The organism is Streptomyces sp. NPDC003248, from assembly GCF_055563235.1.
Genome location: NZ_JBVHDT010000003.1, coordinates 247,688 through 271,333 on the forward strand (window position 1 = coordinate 247,688; position 23,646 = coordinate 271,333).

Genomic DNA, 23,646 nt, shown 5'->3' on the forward strand with positions numbered 1-23,646 from the left:
GGCCTCCGGTGGCGTGGCGTGCGAGCGGTCACGGTTCTCGGTCTGGCCCAGGCGCACGGCACTGTCACGTCAGGCCGCTCCCCGATGGTCCGTCCCATCCCAGCGCGCCAGTCACGGCCTGCTCGAAAGCCTACCGGGCGGGCCGCCGGGAACCGGCGTCACGTCCGCCAGACGAGACCTCCCGGGTCTGGTCTAGAGGATCACGTGGGGCAGGAAGCGGGCGTACTCGTCCGTGATCAGACCGGAGGACTCGCGGATGCCGAGGCCGGCGGACTCGTCCCCGACGACCCAGGCGCCGAGGACGACGTGGTTGCCGTCGAAGGCGGGCAGCGGGGCCAGCTCCTGGTAGCAGCAGGGCTCCGCGCGGACGACGGGGTCGGCGCCGGGCGGGTGGACGGTGATGCCCGCGCCCTCGCGGCCGAGGAGGGGCTTGGCGACGTAGCCGGTGGTGGCGGCGAGGTCGCGGGGGCCGTCCAGGTGGGCGGGGAGCAGGTTGGGGTGGCCGGGGTACAGCTCCCACAGGATCGCCAGCAGGGCCTTGTTGCTGAGCAGCATCTTCCACGCGGGCTCGATCCACAGGGTGGTGCCCGTGCCGCCGCCGTTGTCGACGGTGTCGAGGACGTGGCCGGCGAAGCGGTCGGTGGTGAGCCACTCCCAGGGGTAGAGCTTGAAGCAGCTGCGGATGAACCGGAGCCGGTGGTCGACGAAGCGGCCGGAGAGGCGGTCGAAGCCGATGTCCTCCACCGGGATCCAGGCGGTGTCCAGGCCGGCCTGTTCCGCGGTCTCCTTCAGGTAGGCGACCGTCATCAGGTCCTCGCCGAGTTCGTCGGCCGCGGAGTGCGCGAAGTACAGGGGGGAGCCGGGCGGGAGGAGGCGGGCCTGCTCGCGCCAGGCGTCGACGAGGCGTTCGTGGAGGGAGTTCCACTGGTCGGCGCCCGGGAACCGTTCCTCCATCCAGAACCACTGGGGGCTCGCGGCCTCGACCAGGGAGGTGGGGGTGTCGGCGTTGTACTCCAGCAGCCTGGCCGGGCCGGTGCCGTCGTAGCGGAGGTCGAAGCGGCCGTACACGGAGGGCAGTTCGGCGCGGCGGTGCCAGGCCTCGGTGACCATGGCGGCGACCCGCGGGTCGGTGATGCCGAGGTCGGCGAGCCGGTCGGTGTCCACCAGGTGGGCGGCCGCGGCGAGGCACATGCGGTGCAGTTCCTCGACGGTCTCCTCCAGTGCCTCGACCTCGTCGAGGGTGAGGACGTAGTAGGCGCTCTCGTCCCAGTAGGGGCGCAGGGTGCCGTCGGGGTGGCGGGTGAGGGGGTAGACGAGGCCCTGTTCCTCGACGGTCCGCTGCCAGCCGGGGCGGGGTTCGATGGTGCGGCGTTCCATGGCGTGCGTGCGCGTGCCTTCCGGGGCCCGCTCAGCCGCCGCTGCTGCTGCCGGAGCCCGAGCAGCCGAAGCCGCCCCGGTCGACGGCCTCGCTGCGGCTGAAGGTGCCGTAGTCGGCGTAGCCGGAGCTGACGTCGGCGTCGTAGTACCAGGCGGCGTCCATCTGCTTGCCGGTGCCGGTGGTGGTCTTCTTGCGGGCGCTGCCGGACGAGCCGGACGAACCCGAGGCGGACGACGAGCAGTTCTTGTCGGCGACGACCTTGTAGCCGTAGACGTAGTCGTAGCTGTCGCGGTCCACGCACCGGCGGTCGGGGTCGGAGCCGCAGGAGGTGAGGGCCGCCGCGACGACGCCCATCCCGCCGAGCACGACCGTGCTGGAACGCAGCCGCCTGCGTGTGTCCGCCATGTCCTGTCTCCCCCTCGCGGCGGCCCGGAGATCCTTCCGGGCCTGTCTCCCCGTGGCAGCGGCCCGGCGATCCCTCCGGGCCTCTCCGGGCCTCTTTCCGCCGTTCAGCCTAGAGATCGTCGGGAGGGCGCGTGAAGGGGCCCCGGGCCCGGCCGCCCGCCCGCGGGCCGTTCGCGCGGTGTGCGGGGATGTGCGCTCTTGATGTGCGCCGCCGTGCCCCGCTACGGCAGCACCCGGCACAGCGCGGCCAGCGCGCCCGCCCAGGCGTGGTCCGGTGGTGTCGCGTACCCGACGACCAGGGCGTCCAGCGGGTCCGCCACGGCCGCCTCGTGGCGGAAGTACGACAGGCCGTACAGGGCCAGTCCCTGCCAGGCGGCCGCCCGGACCACCGACCGCTCGGTGCCGGGCGGCAGGCTCACCACGGCGTGCAGTCCGGCCGCGATGCCGGTCACCCGGGCGCCGGGGGAGGCGGCGGCGAGGGCCGTGACCAGGGCGTCCCTGCGGCGGCGGTAGCGCAGACGGGCGGAGCGCACCTGGCGGTCGTAGGCGCCGGAGGCGATGAACTCGGCGAGGGTCAACTGGTCCAGGACGCCGCAGGTGTCGATGTGGCCCTTGGCCGCCGCGGCCTCCTCGGCGAGGCCGGGCGGCAGCACCGCCCAGGCGAGCCGCAGACCGGGGGCGAGGGACTTGCTGGTGGTGCCCAGGTGGACCACGTGGTCGGGGTCGAGGCCCTGGAGGGCGCCGACGGGCTGGCGGTCGTAGCGGAACTCGCCGTCGTAGTCGTCCTCCAGGACCAGCCCGCCGGTGCGCCGCGCCCAGTCCACGACGGCCGCCCGCCGGTCGCGGTGCAGCGGCACGCCCATCGGGAACTGGTGGGCGGGGGTGAGCAGGACGGCGCCCGCGTCGGCCGGCGGCACGGGATCGGTGCCGAGACCGTCGAAGGGGAGCGGCCGGGTGCGCAGGCCGGCCGCCGTCAGGAGCCTCTCGTGCTGGTCGAGGCGGTACGACTCGACGGCGACCGTGCGGACCCCGCGCGCCCGCAGGACCGCGCCGAGCACCTTGAGCGCGTGCACGAACCCGCCGACGACGAGGACGCGTCCGGGGTCGGTGCGCACACCGCGGGCGCGGGCGAGGTAGCCGGCGAGCGCGGTGCGCAGTTCGACGCGGCCGCGGGGATCGCCGTAGCCGAAGGCGTCGTGGGGCGCGGCGGTGACGGCGCGGCGGGCGGCCTTGAGCCACTCCGCGCGCGGGAAGGCGGCGAGGTCGGGCATGCCGGGGCGCAGGTCGTACGCCGGGCGCCGGCGCTCGCGGGGCGGGGCGGCCGCGCCGGGGGACGGCACGGCCGCGCTCCCCCGCTGCCCGGCGGGAACGGCGGGGACGGCGGGGACCCCCTCCGCGACCCGGGTGCCCGAGCCCTGCCGGGCGGTGAGCCAGCCCTCGGCGACCAGGTCGGCGTAGGCGTCGGCGACCGTGTTGCGGGCGATGCCGAGGTCGGCGGCGAGCGTGCGGGAGGACGGCAGCCGGGTGCCGGGGGCCAGCCGGCCGCTGCGGACCGCCTCGCGCAGGGCGTCGGTCAGGCCCCGGCGCAGGCCGGGACCGGTCGGTTCGAGATGCAGGTCGACGCCCAGAGTGGCCCATGATTCCGCCATGGAAATGGACCATACCCGTGGGCTGCCTCGCTCCTAGGGTCGACCGTATGACGACGAACGACACCACGACGACGGCCGTGGAGTACGCCCCCGAGCACACCCCCCGCCTGGCCTGGGCCGAGCTGGCCCCCGACGTCTTCAAGGCGATGATCCGGCTCGACGCCGCCGCCCGTGAGGGCGTCGACCCGAGGCTGCTCGAGCTGGTGAAGATCCGCGCCTCGCAGCTCAACCGCTGTGCGCTCTGCCTCGACATGCACAGCAAGGACGCGCTCGCGGCGGGCGAGAGCGTCGAGCGGATCGTCCAGCTCGGCGCGTGGGAGGAGTCGGAGCACTTCTACACGGAGAAGGAACTGGCCGCGCTGGCGCTGACGGAGGCGGTGACGGTCCTGACGGACGGTTTCGTGCCGGACGAGGTGTACGCGAGGGCGGCGAAGCACTTCGAGGACGCCGAGCTGGCGCAGCTGATCGCCGCGATCACGGTGATCAACGCGTGGAACCGGTTCGGCGTGACCTGCCGGCTGGTGCCGGGTCACTACGAGCCGGGTCAGTACAAGTGACCGGGGCGGCACGGGGAGTACGGGTGACGGGGGCGGCGCGGGTGACGGGAGCGGACAGGTGACGGGGGCGGCACAGGTGACGGAAGCGGGACAGACGACCGGAGCGCGTACCGCGCCGCTGGACCGGGCCGTCGGGCAGGCGCTGTCCGCGCTCAGCGCCGCCGCGAAGAGGGGGCTCGGCGACCCGGCGCTCGCCGAACTCGTGGTGATCCGTGCCTCGCAGGTCAACCACTGCGCGTTCTGCCTCGACATGCACCTCGCCATCGCCCGGGAGCACGGCGTCCCCGAGAAGAAGCTCGACCTGCTGAGCGCCTGGGAGGAGGCCGGGGACGCCTACGACGAGCGGGAGCGGGCCGCGCTCGCGCTGACGGAGGCGGTGACCGTCCTGACGGACCGGTTCGTGCCGGACGAGGTGTACGCGCGGGCGGCCAGGCACTTCGAGGACGCCGAGCTGGCGCATCTCATCGCCCTGATCACCGCCATCAACAACTGGAACCGGGTGATGGTCACCCGCCGGATCCCGCCAGGAGGTTACCGGCCGTGAACAAGGTCGAGACGTTCCGCGCCCTGCACCACCGCCCCGCCCCCGAGGACCCTCCCCCACTGCCTTGAGGGCGTGGGGGCACCCCCAGTCCTGCCGGGCCCGTGGGACGCGGCCAGTGCCCGGGTCCTCGCCGACGCCGGTTTCCCGGCGCTGGCCAGCCCGAGCGCCGGGGTGGCCGCCGCCCTCGGGTACGAGGACGGCCGGACGCCCGCGGAGGAGATGTTCGCGGCGGTCGCGCGGATCACCCGGGCCGTGGACGTGCCGGTGTCGGCGGACGTCGAGGACGGCTACGGCCTGCCGCCGAAGGAGCTGGTCGAGCGGCTGCTGGAGGCGGGCGCCGTGGGCTGCAACCTGGAGGACTCGCACCGGGGTGTCCTCAAGGACCCGCGGGCCCACGCCGACTGGCTCGCCGAGGTGTGGTCGGCGGCGGCCGGCCAGCTGTTCGTGAACGCCCGCGTCGACACCTTCGTCCTGGGTGTCGCCGACCCCGACCGGGCCGTCGAACGGGCCGCGCTGTACGTCGCCGCCGGCGCCGACTGCGTGTACCCGATCGGCGCGCCGACCGCCGTGCTGCCGCTGCTGCGGGCCGGCATCGAGGGGCCGGTCAACGTGTTCGCCAAGGTCGGCGAGGGCCCCTCACCGGCCGAACTCGGCGGACTCGGGGCCACCCGCGTCACGTTCGGCCCCGGATTGCAGCGCCGGGCGGCCGCCGCCCTCGGGGAGATCGCCGGGGGGCTGCGGTAGCGGGGGCGCCCGGGCCGTGTGCAGGACGCGGCCGGGGACCGGGAGTCCCTGCGCGGGCCGCGGCGGCCGGTGCGTGGCCGGTGGATGGCCGGTGGATGGCCGGTCCTCGGCCGGTGCGTCGCCGGTGGCCGGCCGCTCCATGGCCGGTGCGTGGCCGGACCAGGGCCGGTCCTCGGCCAGTGCGCGGCCGGTCCTCGGCCAGTGCATCGCCGGTCCTCGGCCGGTAACGGCCGGTGCGTGGCCGGTGCGTGGCCCGCACTCGGCCCGTTCGGCCAATACTCGGCCGCTCCATGGCCGATATCCGACCGGTACGTTTTGGTGCAAAGGCCTGGTACGTGCCCGCTCTGTCGATCAGAATGCTGTCGTGTCCACCTCGATCAACACAGCGTTAGACGACGGCACTCCCGTCAGATTCCTCCTCGGGCCCGCCGCGGGTGGTCCCGCGGGTGTCCCCGCGGTGCGGGACGACGACGACCGTCCCGCGGGAATGGGCCGGGCGGTGCCCGTGGGGGCGGCCGGCGCGGCCGTGGCCGACCTCGCCGCCGGGGCGCTGCGCGGGGCGCTGCGACCGCTCGGGCCGCTGATCCAGGAGGTGCACGACTCCGTGCGGGGCGTGCCGGACCCGCCGGACGAACTGAGCGTCACCTTCGGGGTGCAGGTCGGGCAGGACCTCAAGCTCGGCATCGTCGGCGGGAGCGGGCAGGCGCACCTCACGGTCACCGCCACGTGGAAACCGGCGACCGGCGCGGAGTGATCCGTGGGCTGGTTCAAGTCCGTCGGCCGTGCCGACGGCGCCGAGTCGGGTCCGTGCGTCGCGTCCGTACGGCGCTCCGCCGACGGCGGGACGGCGGGCGGGGCGGTCGTCCTCACCGTCGACACCCTGCTGACCTGCGCGCACGTCGTGAACGTTGCGCTGGGCAGGCGCATGTTCGAGTCCCGGGTGCCCCGGCTCGACGACGTGCTGGTCGACCTCCGGGGGCCGTGGCGCGACGAACGGTTCCCCGCGCGCGTGGTGCACTGGATCCCGCCCCGCGCGCCGGACGGCGGGCCGGTGCGCGACGGCGACGACGAGTGGCTCGGCGACCTGGCGGTGCTGCGCGTGGACGCCCCGCCGGGCGGGGTGCCCGCCCCGCACCGCCGTACCGCCATGGCGGCGGGGCAGACGGTACGCGCCTGGCACGGCAGCGGGCGCGGCGCGACCTTCGCCGATCTGCGGGTCGCCGCGCTGGACGGGCCGGTCGGCTACCTCGACGGCAAAAGCACCGGCATGGCGGTCGGCCCCGGCTACAGCGGCGGACCGCTGTGGTCGGAGGAGGAGGGCGCCGTCGTGGGGCTGGTCGCGGCGCACTTCATGCCGGAGTGCGGCCCCGGCGGGGAGCCCGTCCCGCACAGCCCGCAGCACCTGATCCGGCGGAGCTGGGGCATCCCCTGGCAGCGGGTGGAGGCCGAGCTGCGGCCGCTGGGCGTGCTGGACGCGGACGACGCCGCCGGGCCGGAGGAGTCCGACGACCCCGCCCACGGCATGCTCGTGGCGGCGATCCGCAACGCGCTGCCGTCGCCGTACACCCTCGGTGACACCGCCCGGCAGCTCGCGCACGCCTGCGGGGTCGTGCCGGGCAGCCCGGTGACGCCTCCGACGGTGGAGGAGTTCGCCGCCTTCCTCCTCCTCCAGCCCCGCGCCCTGGCCGCCTTCGCGGAGATCCTGCGGCCCCGCGACCCCCGGGCCGCCGACCGCGCCCTGGTCGCCGGACGGCTGTCCGCCACCCCGCTGCTGCTGTCGCCGCGCGAGCACCGGCGGCTGCACCAACTGCTGCGCCGGGTCGAACGGCCGGTGCTCACCCGGGTCCCGGAAGCGGTCCGCGAGGCCACCAAGCGGGTCGCCGCACCCTACGACGGGGAGACCCTGGACGTGCTGCTCGACCGGCTGGAGACCCTGCCCGGCGACGGCCACTCCGACGACGGCGGTCCCCGGGTGCCCGTGCTGCTCCGGGTCGTCGAGTACGTCGCCGCGCTGTGCCCCGCGCCCCGGCAGGCGGACCTGCGGCTGTGGTCGGACGGTGTGGCCGGGCGGCTCGGCATCCCGCTGGCGGCCCTGCGCGAGCGCCGCTCCGACGCCCAGGAGTGGACCCGGACCCTGCGGGCCGGGGACCGACGGGTGCGGGTGCTCGCCCGGGTGACGCGCGCCGGGCGGGGCCGCCACCGGCTGCGGGTGTGGTGCGACGAGGGCACCGGGCCCCGGCAGGTCTCCACCGACAGCTCCGCCACCTACTCGGCGTCCCAGGCGGCGCGCGAACTGCTGCGCGTCCTGGAGACCCTCGCGCCCGAGGCGACGGAGGCCGGCCGGCCGCTCGTGGAGGTGCTGGTCGACCGGGCGGACCTCAACCTGCCGGTCGACGAGTGGGCCGCGCAGGCGCCCGGCGAGGTCGTACCCGGCGTCCTCGGCGTCGAGTTCCCCCTGGTCGTGCACTGCCCGGAGCTCCTCCACCGGCACGAGCGCTTCCTCCCCGACTGGCGTGAACGGTGGAGGCAGCTCGACTCGGGCGAGACGCTGGTCGTGTCCGACCCCGCCCAGGACCCGCACCAGGTCTACTACGAGCTGATGGGCCGGCTGGACACGGTCCGCGTCTCCGTCGACGTCCCCCCGGGCCCGCGCGACGCCATCGTTCAGATCTGTCTCGCGGTGGGCATACCGGTCGTGGTGTGGGACCGCGGGGGCGACAAGTCGCCGTCCCCGGTGTCATCCTCGGCGGCCTCCCCGGCGTCTTCCCCCACGACGTCCTCGTCGTCGCACGTCGTCCGGCACATGGCGCAGGTCGCCACCCGTGAACTGCCCGACGGAGTCCGCGTCTACCGGGCCAACGCCCGCGGGACGCGCGCTCCGGAGTTCCCCGGCCGCCCGGTCCTCGCCTGGGCGGACGCCGACCGCACGGTGCCCCGGCTGCACCTGACCGAGCCCCAGGAGGGCGCATGACCTCCGTACCCGAGGCCGACTGGCGCCTCTTCCGCGGCGACGGCGTCCCGCGCGCCGTCGACCTGCCCTCGGCACCGCCGTGGCGCCGGTTCAGCCCCGCCCCGGCCGTCCGGCCCGAACTGCCCTACCTGATCGAGCCGCAGCACGCCGACGTCGTCAACGCGGCCCTCCATCTGCGCCGCCCCCTGCTGGTCACCGGTCCGGCCGGCACCGGCAAGTCCTCCCTCGCCCGCGCCGTCGCCCACGAACTGCGCCTCGGCGCGCTGCTGCGCTGGTCGATCAACAGCCGCTCCACGGTCAAGGAGGCGCTCTACCAGTACGACGCGATCGGACGGCTGCGCGAGACGACGCTCAGCCGCGACCGGGGCGAGGGCGAGCCGTCCATCGGCACGTTCATCCGGCTCGGCCCGCTCGGCACCGCCCTGGTGCCGTCCGTCACGCCCCGCGCCCTGCTCGTCGACGAGATGGACAAGGGCGACGTCGACCTGCCCAACGACCTGCTGACCGTCTTCGAGGAGGGCTACTTCGACATCCCCGAACTGACCCGGCTGCCCGAGGAGATGGCCGACGTCGACGTGCGGACCGCCGACCACCGCGGGACCGTGACGGTGCACCAGGGGCGCGTGCAGTGCGCCGAGTTCCCGGTCGTCGTCATCACCAGCAACGGCGAGCGCGACTTCCCGCCCGCCTTCCTCCGGCGCTGCGTCCGCCTCGACCTGCCGGTGCCGGACGAGACACGGCTGCGGGCCATCGTCACCGCCCACCTCGGCGAGGAGGCGCTGCGCGACGCCGACGACCTGATCGACGCGTTCCTGCGCCGCCGCGCCCCCGGCGAACTCGCCACCGACCAGCTCCTCAACGCCGTCTTCCTGCGCACCGGCGGCGTCGACCTGGACGCCGAGGGCCTGCTGGACGCCGTACTGCACCAGCTCACCGGGGCCATGTGACGCCATGAACGGGGGGACGGGGCACGGGGAGACGGGGCGCGGGGGGCCGGCGCGCGGGCGGCCGGCGGGCGGCGGGGCGCGGCTCGCGGAGGCGCTGCGGGTGCTGCGGGCCTGCGGACACGACCTGGACGCCGACCAGGTGCTCGACGTGCTGTGGCTGGCCGGGCGGCTGCCCTCGGGAACCGCCGCCCCGCTCCACCGCACCGGGCCCGTCGACCACCCGCCGGCCCCGCCGCGGCCCGAGCCCGAGCCGGACGACACCGGCCCGGCACCCCCCGCGCCCCGGCCCGACGATCCCGACCTGCCCGACCTCACCGGCCGCTCCCTGTACGCGGCGGCCCGGCAGGCACCGGCTCCCCCGATGCCCGACATCCGGCTGCGGCACGCCCCCGACCCGGGCCGCGCGATGCCGGTACGGGTCCCCGAGGACAAGGCCCTCACGGGCGAACTCGCCGTGGGCCGGGCGCTGCGGCCGCTGCGCCGCCGCCGGGCCAGCCCGCACCGCCGGGAGATCGACGAGGAACGCACCGCCGCGGAACTCGCCGAGACCCGGCTGCCCGACGTGGTGCAACGGCCCGTGCAGGAACGCTGGCTGCACCTGGTGCTGCTCGTCGACGACGGCCTGTCCATGCTGCTGTGGCACCGCCTCGGCGCCGAACTGCGCACCCTGCTGGAGCGGCTGGGCGCCTTCGCGACCAGCCGGGTCCTCGGCCTGGACACCCGGGACGCGCCCGAACCGCGGCTGCACGCCCGCCCCTTCCGCCCGGACAGCACGCCCGTACCGCTGAGCGCGGTCAGCGACCCGTCCGGGAACACGCTCGTCCTGGTCGTCAGCGACGGCATGGGAGCGGCCTGGCGCAGCGGCGCCCTGCACCGGCTGCTGTCCCAGTGGGCCTCCCGCGGTCCCACCGCCGTCCTGCACACCCTGCCGCCCGACCTGTGGGAGGGCTCCGGCGTCCACGCCGAACGCTGGCAGGTCACGACCCGGCGCATCGGGGGCGCCAACACGTCCTGGGAGATCACCGACCCGGTCCTGCCGCCGGACCTCGCCGCCTTCGACGGCGTACCGGTGCCGGTGCTGGAACCGACGGCCGCCTCCCTGCGCCCCTGGGCCCACCTCCTGGCCTCCCCCGGCGCCACGGTCTCCCTGCCCCTGGCGGCCCCGCCCGGCCGCCACGGCCCCGGCGGCCCGGCCGGCGACCCGGGCGACCCCCAGCACTTCCGGGACGCGGCCACCCCGGAGGCGTACCGTCTCGCCGCCCATCTGGCCGCCGTGTCCCCGCTCACCGTGCCGGTCATGCGGCTGGTGCAGACGGCGGTCCCGTGGCGGGCGCGCACCTCCCATCTCGCGGAGGTCTTCCTCGGCGGCCTGATGCGCCCGCACCCGGCGCCGGTGCCCGGCCCGCTCCCCGCCAAGCACCAGGTCTTCGACTTCTCCGACGCGTCGCGCCTGGTGCTGCTCGACGCGGTCCCGCAGGCCGAACTGCTGCGCACCAGCCGGCGCATCGGCCGGCGCCTGGAGCAACTCGCGGGCCACTCGCCCGACTTCCCGGCCTGGCTCGCCCACCCGGACGGCCCGGCCCAGCTGTTCGGCACGCGCCGGCCGTTCACCAGCGTCGAGCGCAGGCTCCTCACCCGCTTCGGGGTCTCCTTCGACCGGGAGACGCAGGGCCTGGGGGCCGGCCACGGCCACGGCCCCGCCCCCTCGGACGGCTGGGGCCCGCTCACCGACACCGACCCCCGGCGGCTGGGCCCCTACCGGCTGCGCCGCCGCCGGCGCCTGCGCCGTCTGACGGAGTACGACGGCGTCGACGACCGGGGCTCCACCGCCCTGGTGCGGACCCCGCGCGCCGACCTGCCCGCCGGCCACCCCCGGATGATCGAGGTCGAGGCGGAGGCGCTGCGCCGGCTGGGCGGGCAGTACGCGCCCGCCCTGCTCGCCACCGGGATCGAGGACGACCCGCCGTGGCTGGCGGCGGCGCCGGTCGACGACGGCTCCCGGCAGGTCGCCGCCCCCCGCCTCGCGGAGATCTTCAACGCCGCCCACGCGGAGGGCACCGCCCCCTTCGACAAGATCACCGCACTGGTCGTCGGCTGGCACCTCGCCGGCGCCCTCGCCCTGTGCCATCTGCACGGGCTCGTGCCCGCCGACCTCAACGCCGAGAACATCTTCGTGCTGCGCCGCTCGGTGGTCCTCGGCGACCTGTCCGACTGCGCCGTGGACGGCGTGTACGCCGGGACGGGCCCGCTGCCGACGCCCGAGGACAACGTGCGCGCGCTGGGCGAGCTGCTCCAGCTCGTCAGCAGCAAGGCGGGCTGGGAACTGCCGGGCCGCCCCGAGGGCATGCACCTGTGGCAGGGCGACACCTGGCGGCGGCTGCGGCGCCTCGTCCTGCGCTGCCTCGACCCGGACCCGGCCGCCCGTCCCGGCGCGGGCGACGTGGCCGACGTCCTGGCCCGCTACATCGCCCAGTCCCGCGTCGAACGCACCGTCCCGCCCGCGTCCTCGGTCACCGCCCGCCCCACGGAACGCGTCCCGCTCGCCCTTCCGGCATCCGCCGCGCCGCCCGACGACCGCGTCCTGCCGCTGCCCCGGTTCGGCGGCGCCCGCCGCGAGGCGGAGGCCCGCCTGGCCCGGCTGCGTGCGCCCCTCGGCCACGGCAGGCGGGTCACCCTGGTCGGCGCCTACCACTACAGCGGCCGGGCCACGACGACGATGGTCCTCGGCACGCTCCTCGCCTCCGTGCGCGGCGAACCCGTTCTCGCCCTCGACGGAGCGGCCCACGAAGGCGGCCTCAACCGCTTCCTCACCCGCCGCAACCCGGCCACCGTCCGCGATCTCGCCGGCCTCCCGGCCGACCCCTCCTACGCGGAGGTCCGTGCCCTCACCACCCGTCTGCCCTCCGGCCTGGAGGTCGCCGCCCACCCGCCCGGCCACTCCAACCCGAACCTGGTCCACACCCAGGCCTACGAGCACGTGCTGGCCCGCGCCGAGCCCTACTACTCGTTCGTCCTCACCGACTGGGCGCCGCAGCGGCTCGACGCGTCCGCCGACACCGTCCTGGACCTGACCGACCGGCTGATCCTGTGCTGCGGCACCGCCGACTGGTTCCTCGTGGCCGCCCGGCGCGTGCTCCAGCGGCTGCGGGAGGAGCGGCGCTGGCGCCTCGCCGACGAGGCGATCGTCGTCGTCAGCGAGGTCGAGGGTCCCTCGGCCCGCCGCGACCCGCTCGCCCTCGCCGGCCACCTCGGCGTCAGCGCCAACCAGGTCGTCCCCGTCCCCTTCGACAAGGCGCTCACCGCCCCGCGCTTCAGGGACGTGAGCCGGCTGCGGGGGGCGACGGTGAAGGCGTTCGTCGACCTGGCGGAGAAGGTGGTGCAGGGGCCGTAGGGCGGGCGGGGCGCGCTTCGGGGCGGAGCACGGGAGCCGGGCGGGGCGGGCGGGGCGCCGTCGCGGCCCGGAGCACGGGGACCGGGCCGGGCATCGGGGGCCGGAGCAGGGGCCGGACGCACCGGTCCCCGGGTGGCTCGATGCCAGCCGGGGACCAGGTCGGTTCGGTGGGCGCGAACCGGTCCGGTTCGCGCGGGCGGATCAGATGAGGCCGAGCGAGCGGACCGCCTCGCGCTCCTCCGCCAGCTCCTGCACGGAGGCGTCGATCCGGGCGCGGGAGAACTCGTTGACGTCCAGGCCCTGGACGATCTCGTACGTGCCGTTCTTGGTGGTGACCGGGAAGGAGGAGATCAGGCCCTCCGGGACGCCGTAGGAGCCGTCGGACGGGATGCCCATGGAGGTCCAGTCGCCCTCGGCGGTGCCGTTGACCCAGGTGTGCACGTGGTCGATGGCGGCGTTGGCGGCGGAGGCGGCGGAGGACGCGCCACGGGCCTCGATGATCGCGGCACCGCGCTTGGCGACGGTCGGGATGAAGTCCTCGGCCAGCCACTTCTCGTCGTTGACGACCTCGGCGGCGTTCTTGCCGGCGACGGTGGCGTGGAAGATGTCGGGGTACTGGGTGGCGGAGTGGTTGCCCCAGATGGTCAGGCGCTTGATGTCGGCGACCGACGAGCCCGTCTTCTTCGCGAGCTGGGTCAGCGCGCGGTTGTGGTCGAGGCGGGTCATCGCGGTGAAGCGCTCGGCCGGTACGTCCGGCGCGGCGGCCTGGGCGATGAGGGCGTTGGTGTTGGCCGGGTTGCCGACGACGAGGACCTTGATGTCGTCCGCGGCGTGGTCGTTGATGGCCTTGCCCTGCGGCTTGAAGATGCCGCCGTTGGCCTCCAGGAGGTCACCGCGCTCCATGCCCTTGGTGCGGGGGCGGGCGCCCACGAGGAGGGCGACGTTGGCGCCGTCGAAGGCGACGTTCGGGTCGTCGCTGATGTCGATGCCCTGGAGCAGCGGGAACGCGCAGTCGTCCAGCTCCATGGCCGTGCCCTCGGCGGCCTTCAGCGCCGGGGTGATCTCCAGCAGGCGCAGCTTGACCGGCACGTCCGCGCCGAGCAGCTGGCCGGAGGCGATGCGGAAGAGCAGGGCGTAACCGATCTGGCCGGCCGCGCCGGTGACGGTGACGTTCACGGGAGTGCGGGTCATGGCGTTCTCCGTATGACAGCTGGCGGTGGGGCGTCCCTGCCCCGGACGTTTGATCGATCTCTTGGCGTCAAGAGATCCATCCAGCGGTCAGGCTATCGCGCATCCGGGATTCCGGACGTCCGGGGTGGAGTGTGGTCCGTCCCACAACCGCTCCGGCACACCCCCCGCCACCGGCCCTGACGCCGCGCGCGGCCTGCCGACGGCACGCAACGGGGGGAGCGGGGTACGGACCGGGGGTGCGGAGCGGCGGCCGCCGGTCCGGGAGAGGAGGACGGGCGACCGCCGGGTGGGGGTGCCGGATGTGCCGGACTCCCGTGGGGGTACGTTCCGCGTGCCCGAAGCGGACTCGGGTAATCCTCCGAGCGCCGGTTTTCTCGCCCGCCGGCCCCTTCCCACCCGATCGGCCCAACGCCCGGTCCGGCGACGGTCGTCCGGCGTCTCCGTCGGGGGGACGCGTCGCCGGACCGGCGTCTCCGTCGGGAGGACGCGTCGCCGGACCGGCGTCTCCGTCGACCGGGAGCCGGGACAGGCACCCGCCCGCCCGGCTACGGCGTGCACCCCTCCAGCCCCGACGCCAGCACCGCGCAGACCCGTGCCTGTCCCGGCTCCCGCACCGCCACCATCGGCGTGTACGCGATGGTGGCGCCGGCGGTGGTGATGCCGCCGGTCTGCCGGGACGACCCGGCCGTCACCCGCACCCGGTCCCCGAGCCCGGCCCGGACGATCCGCCCCCAGGCGGACCCGCACGTCCGGCTGTAGCGGACCTCGACGAGGGTCGTGCCGACGGTCACGCTCGTCGCCGTGGTCGCGAGGGCGTCACTGCACCCCATCAGCTCCGCGTCCTTCCCGGTGCAGCCGGCGCCGCCGCACAGGACGCCGGGCGGCAGGGAGGGGCTGGGGGACGCGGAGGGGGTGGGCGGGGCGGTCGGTCCGGCGGCGGTCCGCTCCTCGCGGGGAGTGCCCCCGTCGGTGAGGAAGAAGGCGCCCACCACGACGATCACCACCCCGGCGACACCGGCGAGGAACAGCGCCGGCCGCCGCGTGTGACGGCCCGGCGGCGGACCCGCGTCCTCCGCGGAAGCCCCGCCTCCGCGTTCCGGCACTGCCGGCGGTTTCCGCGCCGCCCCCGCCGGCCCGGCGACCCCGGGCACCGGCGCCGTCACCGTCCGGGCACGGGAGAGGCGTACGGCCTGTGCCCCCAGGTCCTGGCGGAGTTCCGCGCGGCTCCAGGCGCGTTCGGCCAGTTCCCACAGGGTGACCAGCGGGGCGGGGTCGGTGCCGGTGATCTCGGCGAGGGCGACGACCGCGCCCTTGGGGGCGAGCAGCCGGCCACTGAGGTACCGCTCCCAGGAGTCCGTGCCGTAGTGCGTGCGGTCGGCGAGCCGGGCGAGGGTCAGGCCGTCACGGTCCACGATCTGCCGCAGGCGCCCGACGAACTCCCCGACCTGCGGGTCGAGTGCGTCCGGCAGGTCCTTCCAGCGAGGCATCGATCCCCCTTCCTGCGCCGTGTCCCCTGTCCGGTCACGTTAGCGCCCGGCCGGACGCCCCGGCTGCCCCGAACACACCGGCTTCCCGGTCCCTCCGCGTGCCCGGGGGCGGGTGACGACGACGTACGACGACGTCGGGCGGGTGGCCGGTTCCCGGGGCGGCCGGAACTGTGGCGGGGCGCGGACACGGTGGCGGAACGGTCACCGCTGTGCCACAGCGGGCCGCCGGCCGTTGTACGGGCCGCGGGCGGTACGGGAGCGTGGAACACGTCGGCGGCCCGTCCTGACTCGGGGGAGGGGACGGGCCGCCGTACCGGCGTGCGGTCAGCTGTCGACCGTGAAGTGCAGGGTGTCCTTGAGGAACGGGATCTGCAGCCACGGGTTCGGCTGGGCCATCATCGCCAGCAGGACGATCGCCGCGCCCAGCACGCCGTAGGTCGCTATGTCGGTGAACCGCGAGCGGACGGCGAGCATGCCGACGCCGGGCAGCAGCCAGCGCAGCGCCGCACCGGCGAGCAGGGCGACGCCGATCAGGATCGTGCCGATCCGGAACAGGTCCAGCGCGGTCAGCAGCAGGCCGAGCGCGACCAGGCCCAGGACGGTGAGGATCGGCCACTGCCGGGCGGGCGCCGGGGCGTCGCCCGGCGCGGCCCGGCCGCCGCCCTCGGGGCGCGCGGTGTCCCGGGTGAACAGCGGGAAGCGGCGCGTGGCCCGGCGCGGCACGCCGTCGACGTCGGGCGCGCTGACGGGGTCGCAGACCTCGATGTTCCCGATGTCCTCGGTGTTCCCGGTGTTCCCGATGTTCCCGGTGTCCTCGACGGTCTGGACGGCCTCGACGTCCTTCGCGTCCTTCGCGTCCTGGTCGCCCTGCCCGGTGTCGGTGCGCCGGGCGCCGTCGGTGGTGGGGGTGGTGGCGGTGGCGGTGGCGTTCCCGGTGTCCTGGACGTCCTCGGGTGCGCCGGAGGTGTCCCGGGGCTCAGCCGACACTGCGCTCCGCCGCCTCGACCACGTTGACGAGCAGTTGCGCGCGGGTCATCGGGCCGACGCCGCCCGGGTTCGGGGAGATCCAGCCGGCGACCTCGCGGACGCCCGGGTGGACGTCGCCCACGATCTTGCCCTCGGCGTTGCGGGAGACGCCGACGTCGAGGACGGCCGCGCCCGGCTTGATGTCCTCGGCCCGGACCAGGTGGGCCGAACCGGCGGCGGCGATGACGATGTCGGCGCGCCTCAGGTGGGCGGGGAGGTCGCGGGTGCCGGTGTGGCACTGGGTCACCGTGGCGTTCTCGCTGCGCCGGGTCAGCAGCAGCGGCATCGAACGCCCGATGGTCACCCCACGGCCGACGACGACGACCTCGGCGCCCTTGATCTCGACGCCGTGGCGGCGCAGCAGCGTCAGCACGCCGTTGGGCGTGCAGGGCAGCGGCGCGGGCTCGTTGAGCACGAGCCGGCCGAGGTTCATCGGGTGGAGGCCGTCGGCGTCCTTGGCCGGGTCCATCAGCTCCAGCACGCGGTTCTCGTCGATGCCCTTCGGCAGCGGCAGCTGGACGATGTAACCGGTGCAGGCGGGGTCCTCGTTGAGTTCCCGTACGACCGCCTCGATCTCCTCCTGCGTGGCCGTGGCGGGCAGTTCGCGCTGGATGGAGGCGATGCCCACCTGGGCGCAGTCGCGATGCTTGCCGGCGACGTACTTCTGGCTGCCGGGGTCGTCCCCGACGAGGATCGTGCCGAGGCCGGGCGTCACGCCCTTCTCCCTCAGCGCCGCCACGCGGGCGGTCAGATCCGACTTGATCTCGGCTGCGGTGGCCTTGCCATCGAGAATCTGGGCGGTCATGCCCCCATCCTCCCGGATGACGGCCCCCCGGTTCCAATCCGGGGCACCCCGGCCCGAAGGGGGCCCGAAGGATGTCCGGCGGGGCCCGGAGGGGGCCGCCCCGCACCCGGTCCGATGATCGTTCCGTTGGGGGGCTGCCAGGTTGCACTTGCACAAAGCCTGGACAATGCGACTGGACAGGAGCTCGTCTCTCTTAGAACGATGTGTCCCGCAGTATGCGGTCAGTGTTGGGGGGAGTACCGCTCGTTCATCGATGTTCCTCCGCGCGCCCCGCCTCGTCCCCCAGTCGTGCAACGGAGGAAAACCGTCATGAGCTTCGGCCCGCCCGACCCCTACGGCCAGCCACAGGACCCCCAGCAGGGACAGCCCGGCTACGGCCAGCCCGGCTACGGTCAGCAGGCGCCGCAGGGCGTCCCCCAGCAGGGTTACGGCCAGCCCCAGCCCGGCTACCCCCCGCAGCAGCCCGGGTACCCGCAGCAGCCCGGCTATCCCCAGCAGCCGGGATACCCGCAGCAGCCCGGATACCCCCAGGACCTCGGCTACCCGCAGCAGGCCGGCTACGGCGTGCAGCCGCCGTACGCGAACTGGGGCCAGCGCTTCCTGGGCACCCTGGTCGACGCGCTGGTCTTCGCGGTCCCCTACGCCCTCATCATCTTCGGCCAGGACACCCCGGCGCTCGCGGTGATAGGCGCCGTCGTCTTCATCGCCGTCGCCATCTGGCAGCTGATCCAGGAGGGCCGCACCGGTCAGACGGTCGGCAAGAAGGCGCTGGGCATCCGTCTGGTGCGGGAGATCGACGGACAGCCGCTCGGCGTCGGCATGGCGTTCGTCCGCCGGCTGGCCCACTTCCTGGACAGCCTGCCCTGCTACCTGGGCTGGCTGTGGCCGGCGTGGGACGCCAAGCGGCAGACGTTCGCCGACAAGGTGTGCAGCTCGATCGTGATCCGCTCCCACTGAGCGGTACGGAACGCGCGCCGCGGCCCCGGTCCTCCGCGCGGAGGACCGGGGCCGCGGGTTCATCGGGCCTCAGTGGAAGAAGTGCCGCGTCCCGGTGAAGTACATCGTGACGCCCGCCTTCCGCGCGGCCTCGACGACCAGCTCGTCACGGATCGAACCGCCCGGCTGGACCACGGCCTTGACGCCGGCCTCGGCCAGGATCTCCAGCCCGTCCGGGAAGGGGAAGTACGCGTCCGAGGCGGCGTACGAGCCCTGCGCGCGCTCGGCACCGGCCCGCTCGACGGCCAGCTTCGCGGAGTCGACCCGGTTGACCTGGCCCATGCCGACGCCGACCGAGGCGCCGTCCTTGGCGAGCAGGATCGCGTTGGACTTCACGGCCCGGCACGCCTTCCAGGCGAAGGCCAGCTCCCGCAGCTCGTCGGCGGAGAGCGCCTCCCCCGTGGCCAGGGTCCAGTTCGCCGGGTCGTCGCCGTCGGCCTGGAGCCGGTCCGTCACCTGGAGCAGCGCACCGCCGTCGACGGCCTTGACCTCGACGGGGTTCGCGGGAGCGCCCGGAGCCTTCAGCACCCGGATGTTCTTCTTCTTGGCGAGGGCCTCCAGCGCGCCGTCCTCGTAGTCGGGCGCCACGATGACCTCGGTGAAGATCTCCGCGACCTGCTCGGCCATCGCCTTGCTGACCGGCCGGTTCACGGCGATCACGCCGCCGAACGCGGACAGCGGGTCGCAGGCGTGCGCCTTGCGGTGCGCCTCGGCGACGTCCGCGCCGGTCGCGATGCCGCAGGGGTTGGCGTGCTTGATGATCGCGACGGCCGGCTCGTCGTGGTCGTACGCGGCACGGCGCGCGGCGTCCGTGTCCGTGTAGTTGTTGTACGACATCTCCTTGCCGTGCAGCTGCTCGGCCTCGGCGAGACCGCCGCCCGTGCCGTCGACGTAGAGGGCGGCGGGCTGGTGCGGGTTCTCGCCGTAGCGGAGGGTGTTCTTGCGCTCCCAGGTGGCGCCGAGGAAGTCGGGGAACCGGGACTCGTCGACGGGCGCGTAGGAGGAGGCGAACCAGGAGGCGACCGCCACGTCGTAGGCGGCCGTGTGCTGGAAGGCCTCGGCGGCCAGCCGCTTGCGCGTGGTGAGGTCGAAGCCGCCGGCCTTCACCGCGGCAAGGACGTCGTCGTAGCGCTCGGGGCTGGTCACGACGGCGACGGAGGGGTGGTTCTTGGCGGCCGCGCGCACCATGGACGGCCCGCCGATGTCGATCTGCTCGACGCACTCGTCGGGCGAGGCCCCGGAGGCGACGGTCTCGCGGAACGGGTACAGGTTGACGACGACGAGGTCGAACGGCTCCACGCCCAGCTCGGCGAGCTGCCGCCGGTGGTCCTCGAGCCGCAGGTCGGCGAGGATGCCGGCGTGGACCTTGGGGTGCAGGGTCTTGACGCGGCCGTCCAGGCACTCGGGGAAGCCGGTGAGCTCCTCGACCTTGGTGACGGGGACGCCGGCCGCGGCGATCCGGGCGGCGGTGGAGCCGGTGGAGACGAGCTCGACGCCGGCCTCGTGCAGCCCGCGCGCGAGCTCCTCCAGCCCGGTCTTGTCGTAGACGCTGACGAGCGCGCGACGGATGGCCCGCTGGGTGTTCTCGGCCGTGACAGTGCTGTCGGCGGTCACTGGATAACTACCTTTCGTCCCTCAATGCGATAGCCGTTGCGGGCGAGCCGCCCCACGACCTCGACGAGCAGCCTTCGCTCGACTTCCTTGATGCGCTCGTGCAGCGCGCTCTCGTCGTCCTCGTCCCGGATCTCGACCACGCCCTGGGCGATGATCGGGCCGGTGTCGACGCCGTCGTCGACGAAGTGGACGGTGCAGCCGGTGACCCGGGCGCCGTACGCGAGGGCGTCACGGACGCCGTGGGCACCGGGAAAACTGGGGAGGAGGGCGGGGTGGGTGTTGACGAACCGCCCGCCGAACCGCGCCAGGAACTCCTTGCCCACGATCTTCATGAACCCGGCGGACACGACGAGGTCGGGCTCGTGGGCGGCGACCGCCTCGGCGAGCGCCGCGTCCCACTCCGCGCGGGTGCCGTAGTCCTTGACCTTCCGCACGAAGGTCGGGATCCCGGCCCGCTCGGCCCGCGCGAGCCCCTCGATGCCCTCGCGGTCGGCGCCCACGGCGACGATCTCGGCGCCGTACGCCTCGGCACCGGTGGCAGCGATCTCGTCGAGCAGCGCCTGGAGGTTCGTACCGGATCCGGAGACGAGCACGACAAGGCGCTTGGCCGGCTCGGCCACGGGCTTGGCGGCCACGGCGGGGCCCTTTCTCGGGGGTGCGTTTGTACGGTCGTACAAGTGCTTCGCGCCCCGGGATACGGGGAAGTCTACGAAGCGGCCGACCGTCAGCAACGATACCGGCACACCGGACGGCCCCCACGGGACGGGGGCGTGGCCGGAAGGTAGCGTCTGAGGCGGGCGGACTCGGGAACGCGGGCGTTGTGCGGAGCGTTCCCGGAGTGACCGCCAGCACCAGACAGCCGTAATCACCGATGTGATCACCTAGGGGAAGACGCTCACTTGATGCCGGACCGCAGTCTGCGACTCCTCACGCTCCCCCCGCAGTCGCCGCAGGGAGGGGAGCGCGGCGCCGTGCTGCTGCGGGAGCGCCCAGCGTCCCCGCCCGACGCGCCCTCGGGCCGCGAGAACGGCGACGAGCAGGGCGGCACCCCCCAGTCCCCGTCCCAGTCCCCGTCCCCGTCCCCGCCTCAGTCCGAGGACGACAACCCCTTCGCGCCGCCGCCGGAGGGCACCCCGGACCGGCCGTGGCAGCCCCGGCACCCCGTTCCGGGGCCCCCGACCGGCGCCGGCGGCGGCCAGGACACCGGCGGCGGGGGCGGCGGCCACTGGGGCAGCCAGTGGAGCGACCGCCAGCCCGGCCGCTCCCCCGGCGGCTTCGGCCAGCGCCCCGGCGGCCCCGAGGGCGATCCCGGTGGCCAGAACCCGACCCCGCGGTGGGACCCGACCGACCCCGCCCAGCGCCGCGCGCGGTACGCGCTGCTGTCCGGTATGTGGGGTTTCTTCTTCGCCCTCTTCGGCTGGCCCTACGTGGCCCTGCTCCTCGGCGGCCTGGCCCTGTACTGGGGCATCGGCGCCCTCCGCACCAAGCCCCGCACCCCCGACCCGACCGCCCCGGCCGCGCCGCACACCCCCGCGCCCACCGGCCGCCCCCAGACCACCGCCGCGGTCACCGGCCTGGTCACGGCCTCGCTGGCCCTGGCCCTGGTCGCGGCGGCCTTCACGACCCAGCTCGTGTACCGGGACTACTACACGTGCACCAAGGACGCGCTGACGAACGAGGCGAAGCAGTCGTGCAGTGAGCTGCTGCCGCGGGAGCTGCGGGGGGTTCTCGGGGTGGGCGAGTAGGACGACGGGGGCGGGGCGGTTTCGGTCGGGCGGGCGGGGGGTCCGCGGGCCGCCTTTCAGTCCGGCGTCCCGTACGGTGCATCGTCCGGCGTCTCGCGCGGTGCCGTCGCGGCCGACGTCTGGGATCGCGTCGCCTTGTCCGGCGTCCTGCCACCCGGTTCGCCCGCCTGTTCGTCCGGCGGTTCGCCCGCCTGTTCGTCCGGCGGTTCGCCCGCCTGTTCGTCCGGCGGTTCGTCCGGCGGTTCGTCCGGCGGTTCGTCCGGCGGTTCGTCCGGCGGTTCGTCCGGCGGCTGCGGTCGGCTCTCCGGAAGCGGGCGGCCTTCCGGTTGCGAGGGTGACTCCGGCTTCGGCTTCGGCTCCTGCTCCGGCTCCGGCTCCGGCTCCGGCTCCGATCGGGGCTCGGGTGTCGGGGCGGTCCGGTCCTGGGGGTTGTCCTCCCGGTGCGGCTTCGAGGTCGGTCTCGGGGCCGAGGCCGGGTGGCGTGGGCCCTGGTCAGAGCGGTCCGGGGCCGAGCGGTCCGGGGCCGATGTCGGGATCCGAGCCGGGGCCGAGGCCGGGACCGGTACCGGGGGCGCCTCCCCAGTTCCCGCCTCCCGCAGGGCCGCCCACCGCGACTCCCTCGCCTCGTCGCCGTACCAGCCGGCCCCGGCGCTCTCCGCGTCGTACGGCTCGCGTCCGAAGTCGTCCTCCTCCCGCCCTGCGTCGTACGCCACGTCCCACTCCCCGGGGACGGGAACGGCCCCCGTCGTCACGGGCCCACGCGCGGGCGCCGGGACCGTCACGGACACCGGCGCCGGCACCTTCCCGCCCTCCTGATCCGCTCCGGGGCTCCGGCGCAGCCAGGTCCGTGTCACCAGCACCACCGGCATCCCGACCGCCACGATCCACCCGGCCACCGCGGCCCCCACCTGCCACCCCACCGGCCCGAACCGGGCCAGCCCCGCCACGCCCAGCGGTCCGCCCGCCATCCCCGCGAGCACCCCTGCCATCGTCCCGCCCGCCGGCGCCGCCACCAGGACCACCCGTACGGCCCACCGCCATGACCGTTCGGCGGCCGCCCGCCCGACGAAGACGCCCACCGTGCCGCCGGCCAGGACCGGAACCACCCCGGCCGCCCAGTTCCACGGCCCTCCGGCGCCCGCCTCCGGCACCGCCGCGAGCAGCGGGAACGGCGGCAGCAGGGGCGCCGGATCCGACATCAGCGGCCCCACCACATGCCCGGTGCCGAGAACGAATCCGGGTCCCACCGCGTACGCCGCCCCCCACATCGCCGCGTTGGGCACCAGCGCCAGGCACAGCAGCAGCACCGCGAACCGCCCCGACCACCCCTCCGTCAGCTGCACGAACGCCCCGCGCGCCGCCCCGAGGTGCCACACCGAGGAGACCGCCACCAGGAAGGCGCCGCCGCCCCCGAGCACCACCACCCCCGCCCCGGCCGCCCGCAGCGCCACCCCCGCCCACTCCCGTCCCTGTGCCGCGAGCACCAGACGCCCCACCCACCGGGGCATCACCAGCAGCGCACCGCCGGCCGGCCCCCGCGGACGCCCGTACGCCGTCCACACCCCGACCCCGGCCGCGACCACCACGACGACCGGCGGACACACCGCCGTCCACCCCCACGCCGGCCGCAGCGCACCCCCGGCCGCGTACACCGCCGCGCCCGCCCCCACCGCGAGGTATCCGGCCACCACCCCGAGCCATGCGGTCCGCACGCCCACCAGCGGCGCGTCCTCCCCCTCGCCCCCGTACACCGCGTCCCGCGCGGCCCGGTGCACCAGCCACACCGGCAGGGCGAGCAGCAGCAACGGCGTGACACCGACGGGCGCCGGGCCCCCGGACAGCGTGTCGGCGCGCACCAGTTCCGCCCCGTGGGCCAGCAGCCAGAGCGCGGCGGCGACATGCAGCGCACCGCCCGGACCGCTGTCGGGATAGGGCGAACTGATCCACAGCACCATGACGAGGACGGCGGACGAGCCGAGCCCCAGCCCGGCCGCCAGCACTCCGCCCAGGAGGCTGGTGCCCAGTCCGGGCGAGCGGTCGCGCACCCGGGTGAGCAACGGCGGCGACGACGAGCGGCGAGCGGTCATCTGGATCACGTCGTCATGCTCCCAACGACACGCGCCTTTCCGTCGCAACAGGCAAAGTTCCGATGTGTCGCTCAATATACGTTTATGTACTTTTTCGTACGAAGGGGCG

18 protein-coding genes, 1 pseudogene and 1 riboswitch are annotated in these 23,646 nt (G+C 75.0%); of the genes and pseudogenes, 9 read left to right on the top strand and 10 right to left on the bottom strand.

The window, feature by feature from the left end; genetic code table 11:
* Nucleotides 1-38 precede the first annotated feature (38 nt).
* Nucleotides 39-125: riboswitch (ZMP/ZTP riboswitch) on the bottom strand.
* Between the two features lie 67 nt (nt 126-192).
* From ACZ3KJ_RS09930 to pdxR, 3 genes are all read right to left on the bottom strand, one after another.
* Nucleotides 193-1,377 (bottom strand): glutathionylspermidine synthase family protein, encoded by a 1,185-nt coding sequence (locus ACZ3KJ_RS09930; protein WP_467526062.1) that lies wholly within the window; start codon nt 1,375-1,377, stop codon nt 193-195.
* A gap of 31 nt (nt 1,378-1,408) precedes the next feature.
* Nucleotides 1,409-1,783, bottom strand: a complete 375-nt coding sequence (locus ACZ3KJ_RS09935; RefSeq protein ID WP_467526063.1) for a hypothetical protein — start codon at nt 1,781-1,783, stop codon at nt 1,409-1,411.
* A 221-nt stretch (nt 1,784-2,004) separates the two neighbouring features.
* Nucleotides 2,005-3,432, bottom strand: coding sequence for a MocR-like pyridoxine biosynthesis transcription factor PdxR (pdxR, locus tag ACZ3KJ_RS09940; RefSeq protein ID WP_467526064.1), 1,428 nt, complete (start codon nt 3,430-3,432; stop codon nt 2,005-2,007).
* 47 nt (nt 3,433-3,479) lie between these two features.
* On the opposite strand from pdxR, the gene ACZ3KJ_RS09945 reads away from it, so the two are divergent.
* The 7 genes and pseudogenes from ACZ3KJ_RS09945 (at nt 3,480) to ACZ3KJ_RS09975 (ending at nt 12,586) form a co-directional block, all read left to right on the top strand.
* Nucleotides 3,480-3,989: a carboxymuconolactone decarboxylase family protein gene (locus ACZ3KJ_RS09945; RefSeq protein WP_467526065.1), complete on the top strand. Its 510-nt coding sequence runs from the start codon at nt 3,480-3,482 to the stop codon at nt 3,987-3,989.
* Nucleotides 3,990-4,047: 58 nt separating this feature from the next.
* The gene (locus ACZ3KJ_RS09950; RefSeq protein ID WP_467526066.1) at nt 4,048-4,533 is read left to right on the top strand and encodes a carboxymuconolactone decarboxylase family protein; all 486 of its coding nucleotides are present in this window, start codon (nt 4,048-4,050) and stop codon (nt 4,531-4,533) included.
* A pseudogene (locus ACZ3KJ_RS09955) lies at nt 4,530-5,277 on the top strand (isocitrate lyase/PEP mutase family protein). Before ACZ3KJ_RS09950 ends, ACZ3KJ_RS09955 begins: the two are co-directional and overlap by 4 nt.
* Before the next feature lie 364 nt (nt 5,278-5,641).
* The gene (locus ACZ3KJ_RS09960; RefSeq protein WP_467526067.1) at nt 5,642-6,031 is read left to right on the top strand and encodes a CU044_2847 family protein; all 390 of its coding nucleotides are present in this window, start codon (nt 5,642-5,644) and stop codon (nt 6,029-6,031) included.
* A gap of 3 nt (nt 6,032-6,034) precedes the next feature.
* The gene (locus ACZ3KJ_RS09965) at nt 6,035-8,248 is read left to right on the top strand and encodes a VMAP-C domain-containing protein (RefSeq protein WP_467526068.1); all 2,214 of its coding nucleotides are present in this window, start codon (nt 6,035-6,037) and stop codon (nt 8,246-8,248) included.
* The gene (locus tag ACZ3KJ_RS09970; protein ID WP_467526069.1) at nt 8,245-9,195 is read left to right on the top strand and encodes an AAA family ATPase; all 951 of its coding nucleotides are present in this window, start codon (nt 8,245-8,247) and stop codon (nt 9,193-9,195) included. The genes ACZ3KJ_RS09965 and ACZ3KJ_RS09970 overlap by 4 nt, the downstream gene beginning before the upstream one ends.
* A 4-nt stretch (nt 9,196-9,199) precedes the next feature.
* A complete protein-coding gene (locus ACZ3KJ_RS09975) occupies nt 9,200-12,586 on the top strand; it encodes an SAV_2336 N-terminal domain-related protein (protein WP_467526070.1) in 3,387 nt (1,128 codons plus the stop codon).
* A gap of 201 nt (nt 12,587-12,787) precedes the next feature.
* Here the strand turns inward: ACZ3KJ_RS09975 and ACZ3KJ_RS09980 are convergent, their stop codons facing one another.
* The 4 genes from ACZ3KJ_RS09980 to ACZ3KJ_RS09995 all read right to left on the bottom strand — a co-directional run bounded on the left by ACZ3KJ_RS09980 (nt 12,788) and on the right by ACZ3KJ_RS09995 (nt 17,095).
* On the bottom strand, nt 12,788-13,777 hold the full coding sequence (locus tag ACZ3KJ_RS09980) for a malate dehydrogenase (RefSeq protein ID WP_467526071.1): 990 nt from the start codon (nt 13,775-13,777) through the stop codon (nt 12,788-12,790).
* Between the two features lie 545 nt (nt 13,778-14,322).
* A complete protein-coding gene (locus ACZ3KJ_RS09985) occupies nt 14,323-15,264 on the bottom strand; it encodes a helix-turn-helix domain-containing protein (protein ID WP_467526072.1) in 942 nt (313 codons plus the stop codon).
* A 324-nt stretch (nt 15,265-15,588) separates the two neighbouring features.
* Nucleotides 15,589-16,065, bottom strand: a complete 477-nt coding sequence (locus tag ACZ3KJ_RS09990; protein ID WP_467526357.1) for a DUF3017 domain-containing protein — start codon at nt 16,063-16,065, stop codon at nt 15,589-15,591.
* Between the two features lie 175 nt (nt 16,066-16,240).
* A complete protein-coding gene (locus tag ACZ3KJ_RS09995) occupies nt 16,241-17,095 on the bottom strand; it encodes a bifunctional methylenetetrahydrofolate dehydrogenase/methenyltetrahydrofolate cyclohydrolase (RefSeq protein WP_389513457.1) in 855 nt (284 codons plus the stop codon).
* A 309-nt stretch (nt 17,096-17,404) separates the two neighbouring features.
* Between ACZ3KJ_RS09995 and ACZ3KJ_RS10000 the strand changes: the two genes are divergently transcribed.
* Complete coding sequence (locus ACZ3KJ_RS10000; RefSeq protein ID WP_467526073.1) at nt 17,405-18,052, top strand: RDD family protein; 648 nt, start codon at nt 17,405-17,407, stop codon at nt 18,050-18,052.
* A gap of 69 nt (nt 18,053-18,121) precedes the next feature.
* On the opposite strand, the gene purH is transcribed toward ACZ3KJ_RS10000, so the two are convergent.
* Together purH and purN are read right to left on the bottom strand one after the other, a co-directional pair.
* A complete protein-coding gene (gene purH / locus ACZ3KJ_RS10005) occupies nt 18,122-19,705 on the bottom strand; it encodes a bifunctional phosphoribosylaminoimidazolecarboxamide formyltransferase/IMP cyclohydrolase (RefSeq protein WP_467526074.1) in 1,584 nt (527 codons plus the stop codon).
* On the bottom strand, nt 19,702-20,340 hold the full coding sequence (gene purN, locus ACZ3KJ_RS10010; protein WP_389513453.1) for a phosphoribosylglycinamide formyltransferase: 639 nt from the start codon (nt 20,338-20,340) through the stop codon (nt 19,702-19,704). Before purN ends, purH begins: the two co-directional genes overlap by 4 nt.
* A gap of 267 nt (nt 20,341-20,607) precedes the next feature.
* Here purN and ACZ3KJ_RS10015 point away from each other — a divergent pair, with 267 nt between their 5' ends.
* Nucleotides 20,608-21,450, top strand: coding sequence for a hypothetical protein (locus tag ACZ3KJ_RS10015; protein ID WP_467526075.1), 843 nt, complete (start codon nt 20,608-20,610; stop codon nt 21,448-21,450).
* Between the two features lie 56 nt (nt 21,451-21,506).
* Here ACZ3KJ_RS10015 and ACZ3KJ_RS10020 read toward each other — a convergent pair whose 3' ends face one another.
* Entirely contained in the window at nt 21,507-23,537 is a 2,031-nt protein-coding gene (locus tag ACZ3KJ_RS10020; RefSeq protein WP_467526358.1) for a cell division protein PerM, read from the bottom strand.
* Nucleotides 23,538-23,646 lie beyond the last annotated feature (109 nt).

Bases quoted from the DNA above. Each gene is read 5' to 3' on its own strand.
- ACZ3KJ_RS09935 (WP_467526063.1), bottom strand. From the start codon at position 1,783: ATGGCGGACACACGCAGGCGGCTGCGTTCCAGCACGGTCGTGCTCGGC.
- ACZ3KJ_RS10020 (WP_467526358.1), bottom strand. From the start codon at position 23,537: ATGACCGCTCGCCGCTCGTCGTCGCCGCCGTTGCTCACCCGGGTGCGC.
- ACZ3KJ_RS09980 (WP_467526071.1), bottom strand. From the start codon at position 13,777: ATGACCCGCACTCCCGTGAACGTCACCGTCACCGGCGCGGCCGGCCAG.
- ACZ3KJ_RS09995 (WP_389513457.1), bottom strand. From the start codon at position 17,095: ATGACCGCCCAGATTCTCGATGGCAAGGCCACCGCAGCCGAGATCAAG.
- ACZ3KJ_RS10000 (WP_467526073.1), top strand. From the start codon at position 17,405: ATGAGCTTCGGCCCGCCCGACCCCTACGGCCAGCCACAGGACCCCCAG.
- ACZ3KJ_RS09985 (WP_467526072.1), bottom strand. From the start codon at position 15,264: ATGCCTCGCTGGAAGGACCTGCCGGACGCACTCGACCCGCAGGTCGGG.
- ACZ3KJ_RS09970 (WP_467526069.1), top strand. From the start codon at position 8,245: ATGACCTCCGTACCCGAGGCCGACTGGCGCCTCTTCCGCGGCGACGGC.
- ACZ3KJ_RS09930 (WP_467526062.1), bottom strand. From the start codon at position 1,377: ATGGAACGCCGCACCATCGAACCCCGCCCCGGCTGGCAGCGGACCGTC.
- ACZ3KJ_RS10015 (WP_467526075.1), top strand. From the start codon at position 20,608: ATGCCGGACCGCAGTCTGCGACTCCTCACGCTCCCCCCGCAGTCGCCG.
- pdxR (WP_467526064.1), bottom strand. From the start codon at position 3,432: ATGGCGGAATCATGGGCCACTCTGGGCGTCGACCTGCATCTCGAACCG.
- ACZ3KJ_RS09975 (WP_467526070.1), top strand. From the start codon at position 9,200: ATGAACGGGGGGACGGGGCACGGGGAGACGGGGCGCGGGGGGCCGGCG.
- ACZ3KJ_RS09945 (WP_467526065.1), top strand. From the start codon at position 3,480: ATGACGACGAACGACACCACGACGACGGCCGTGGAGTACGCCCCCGAG.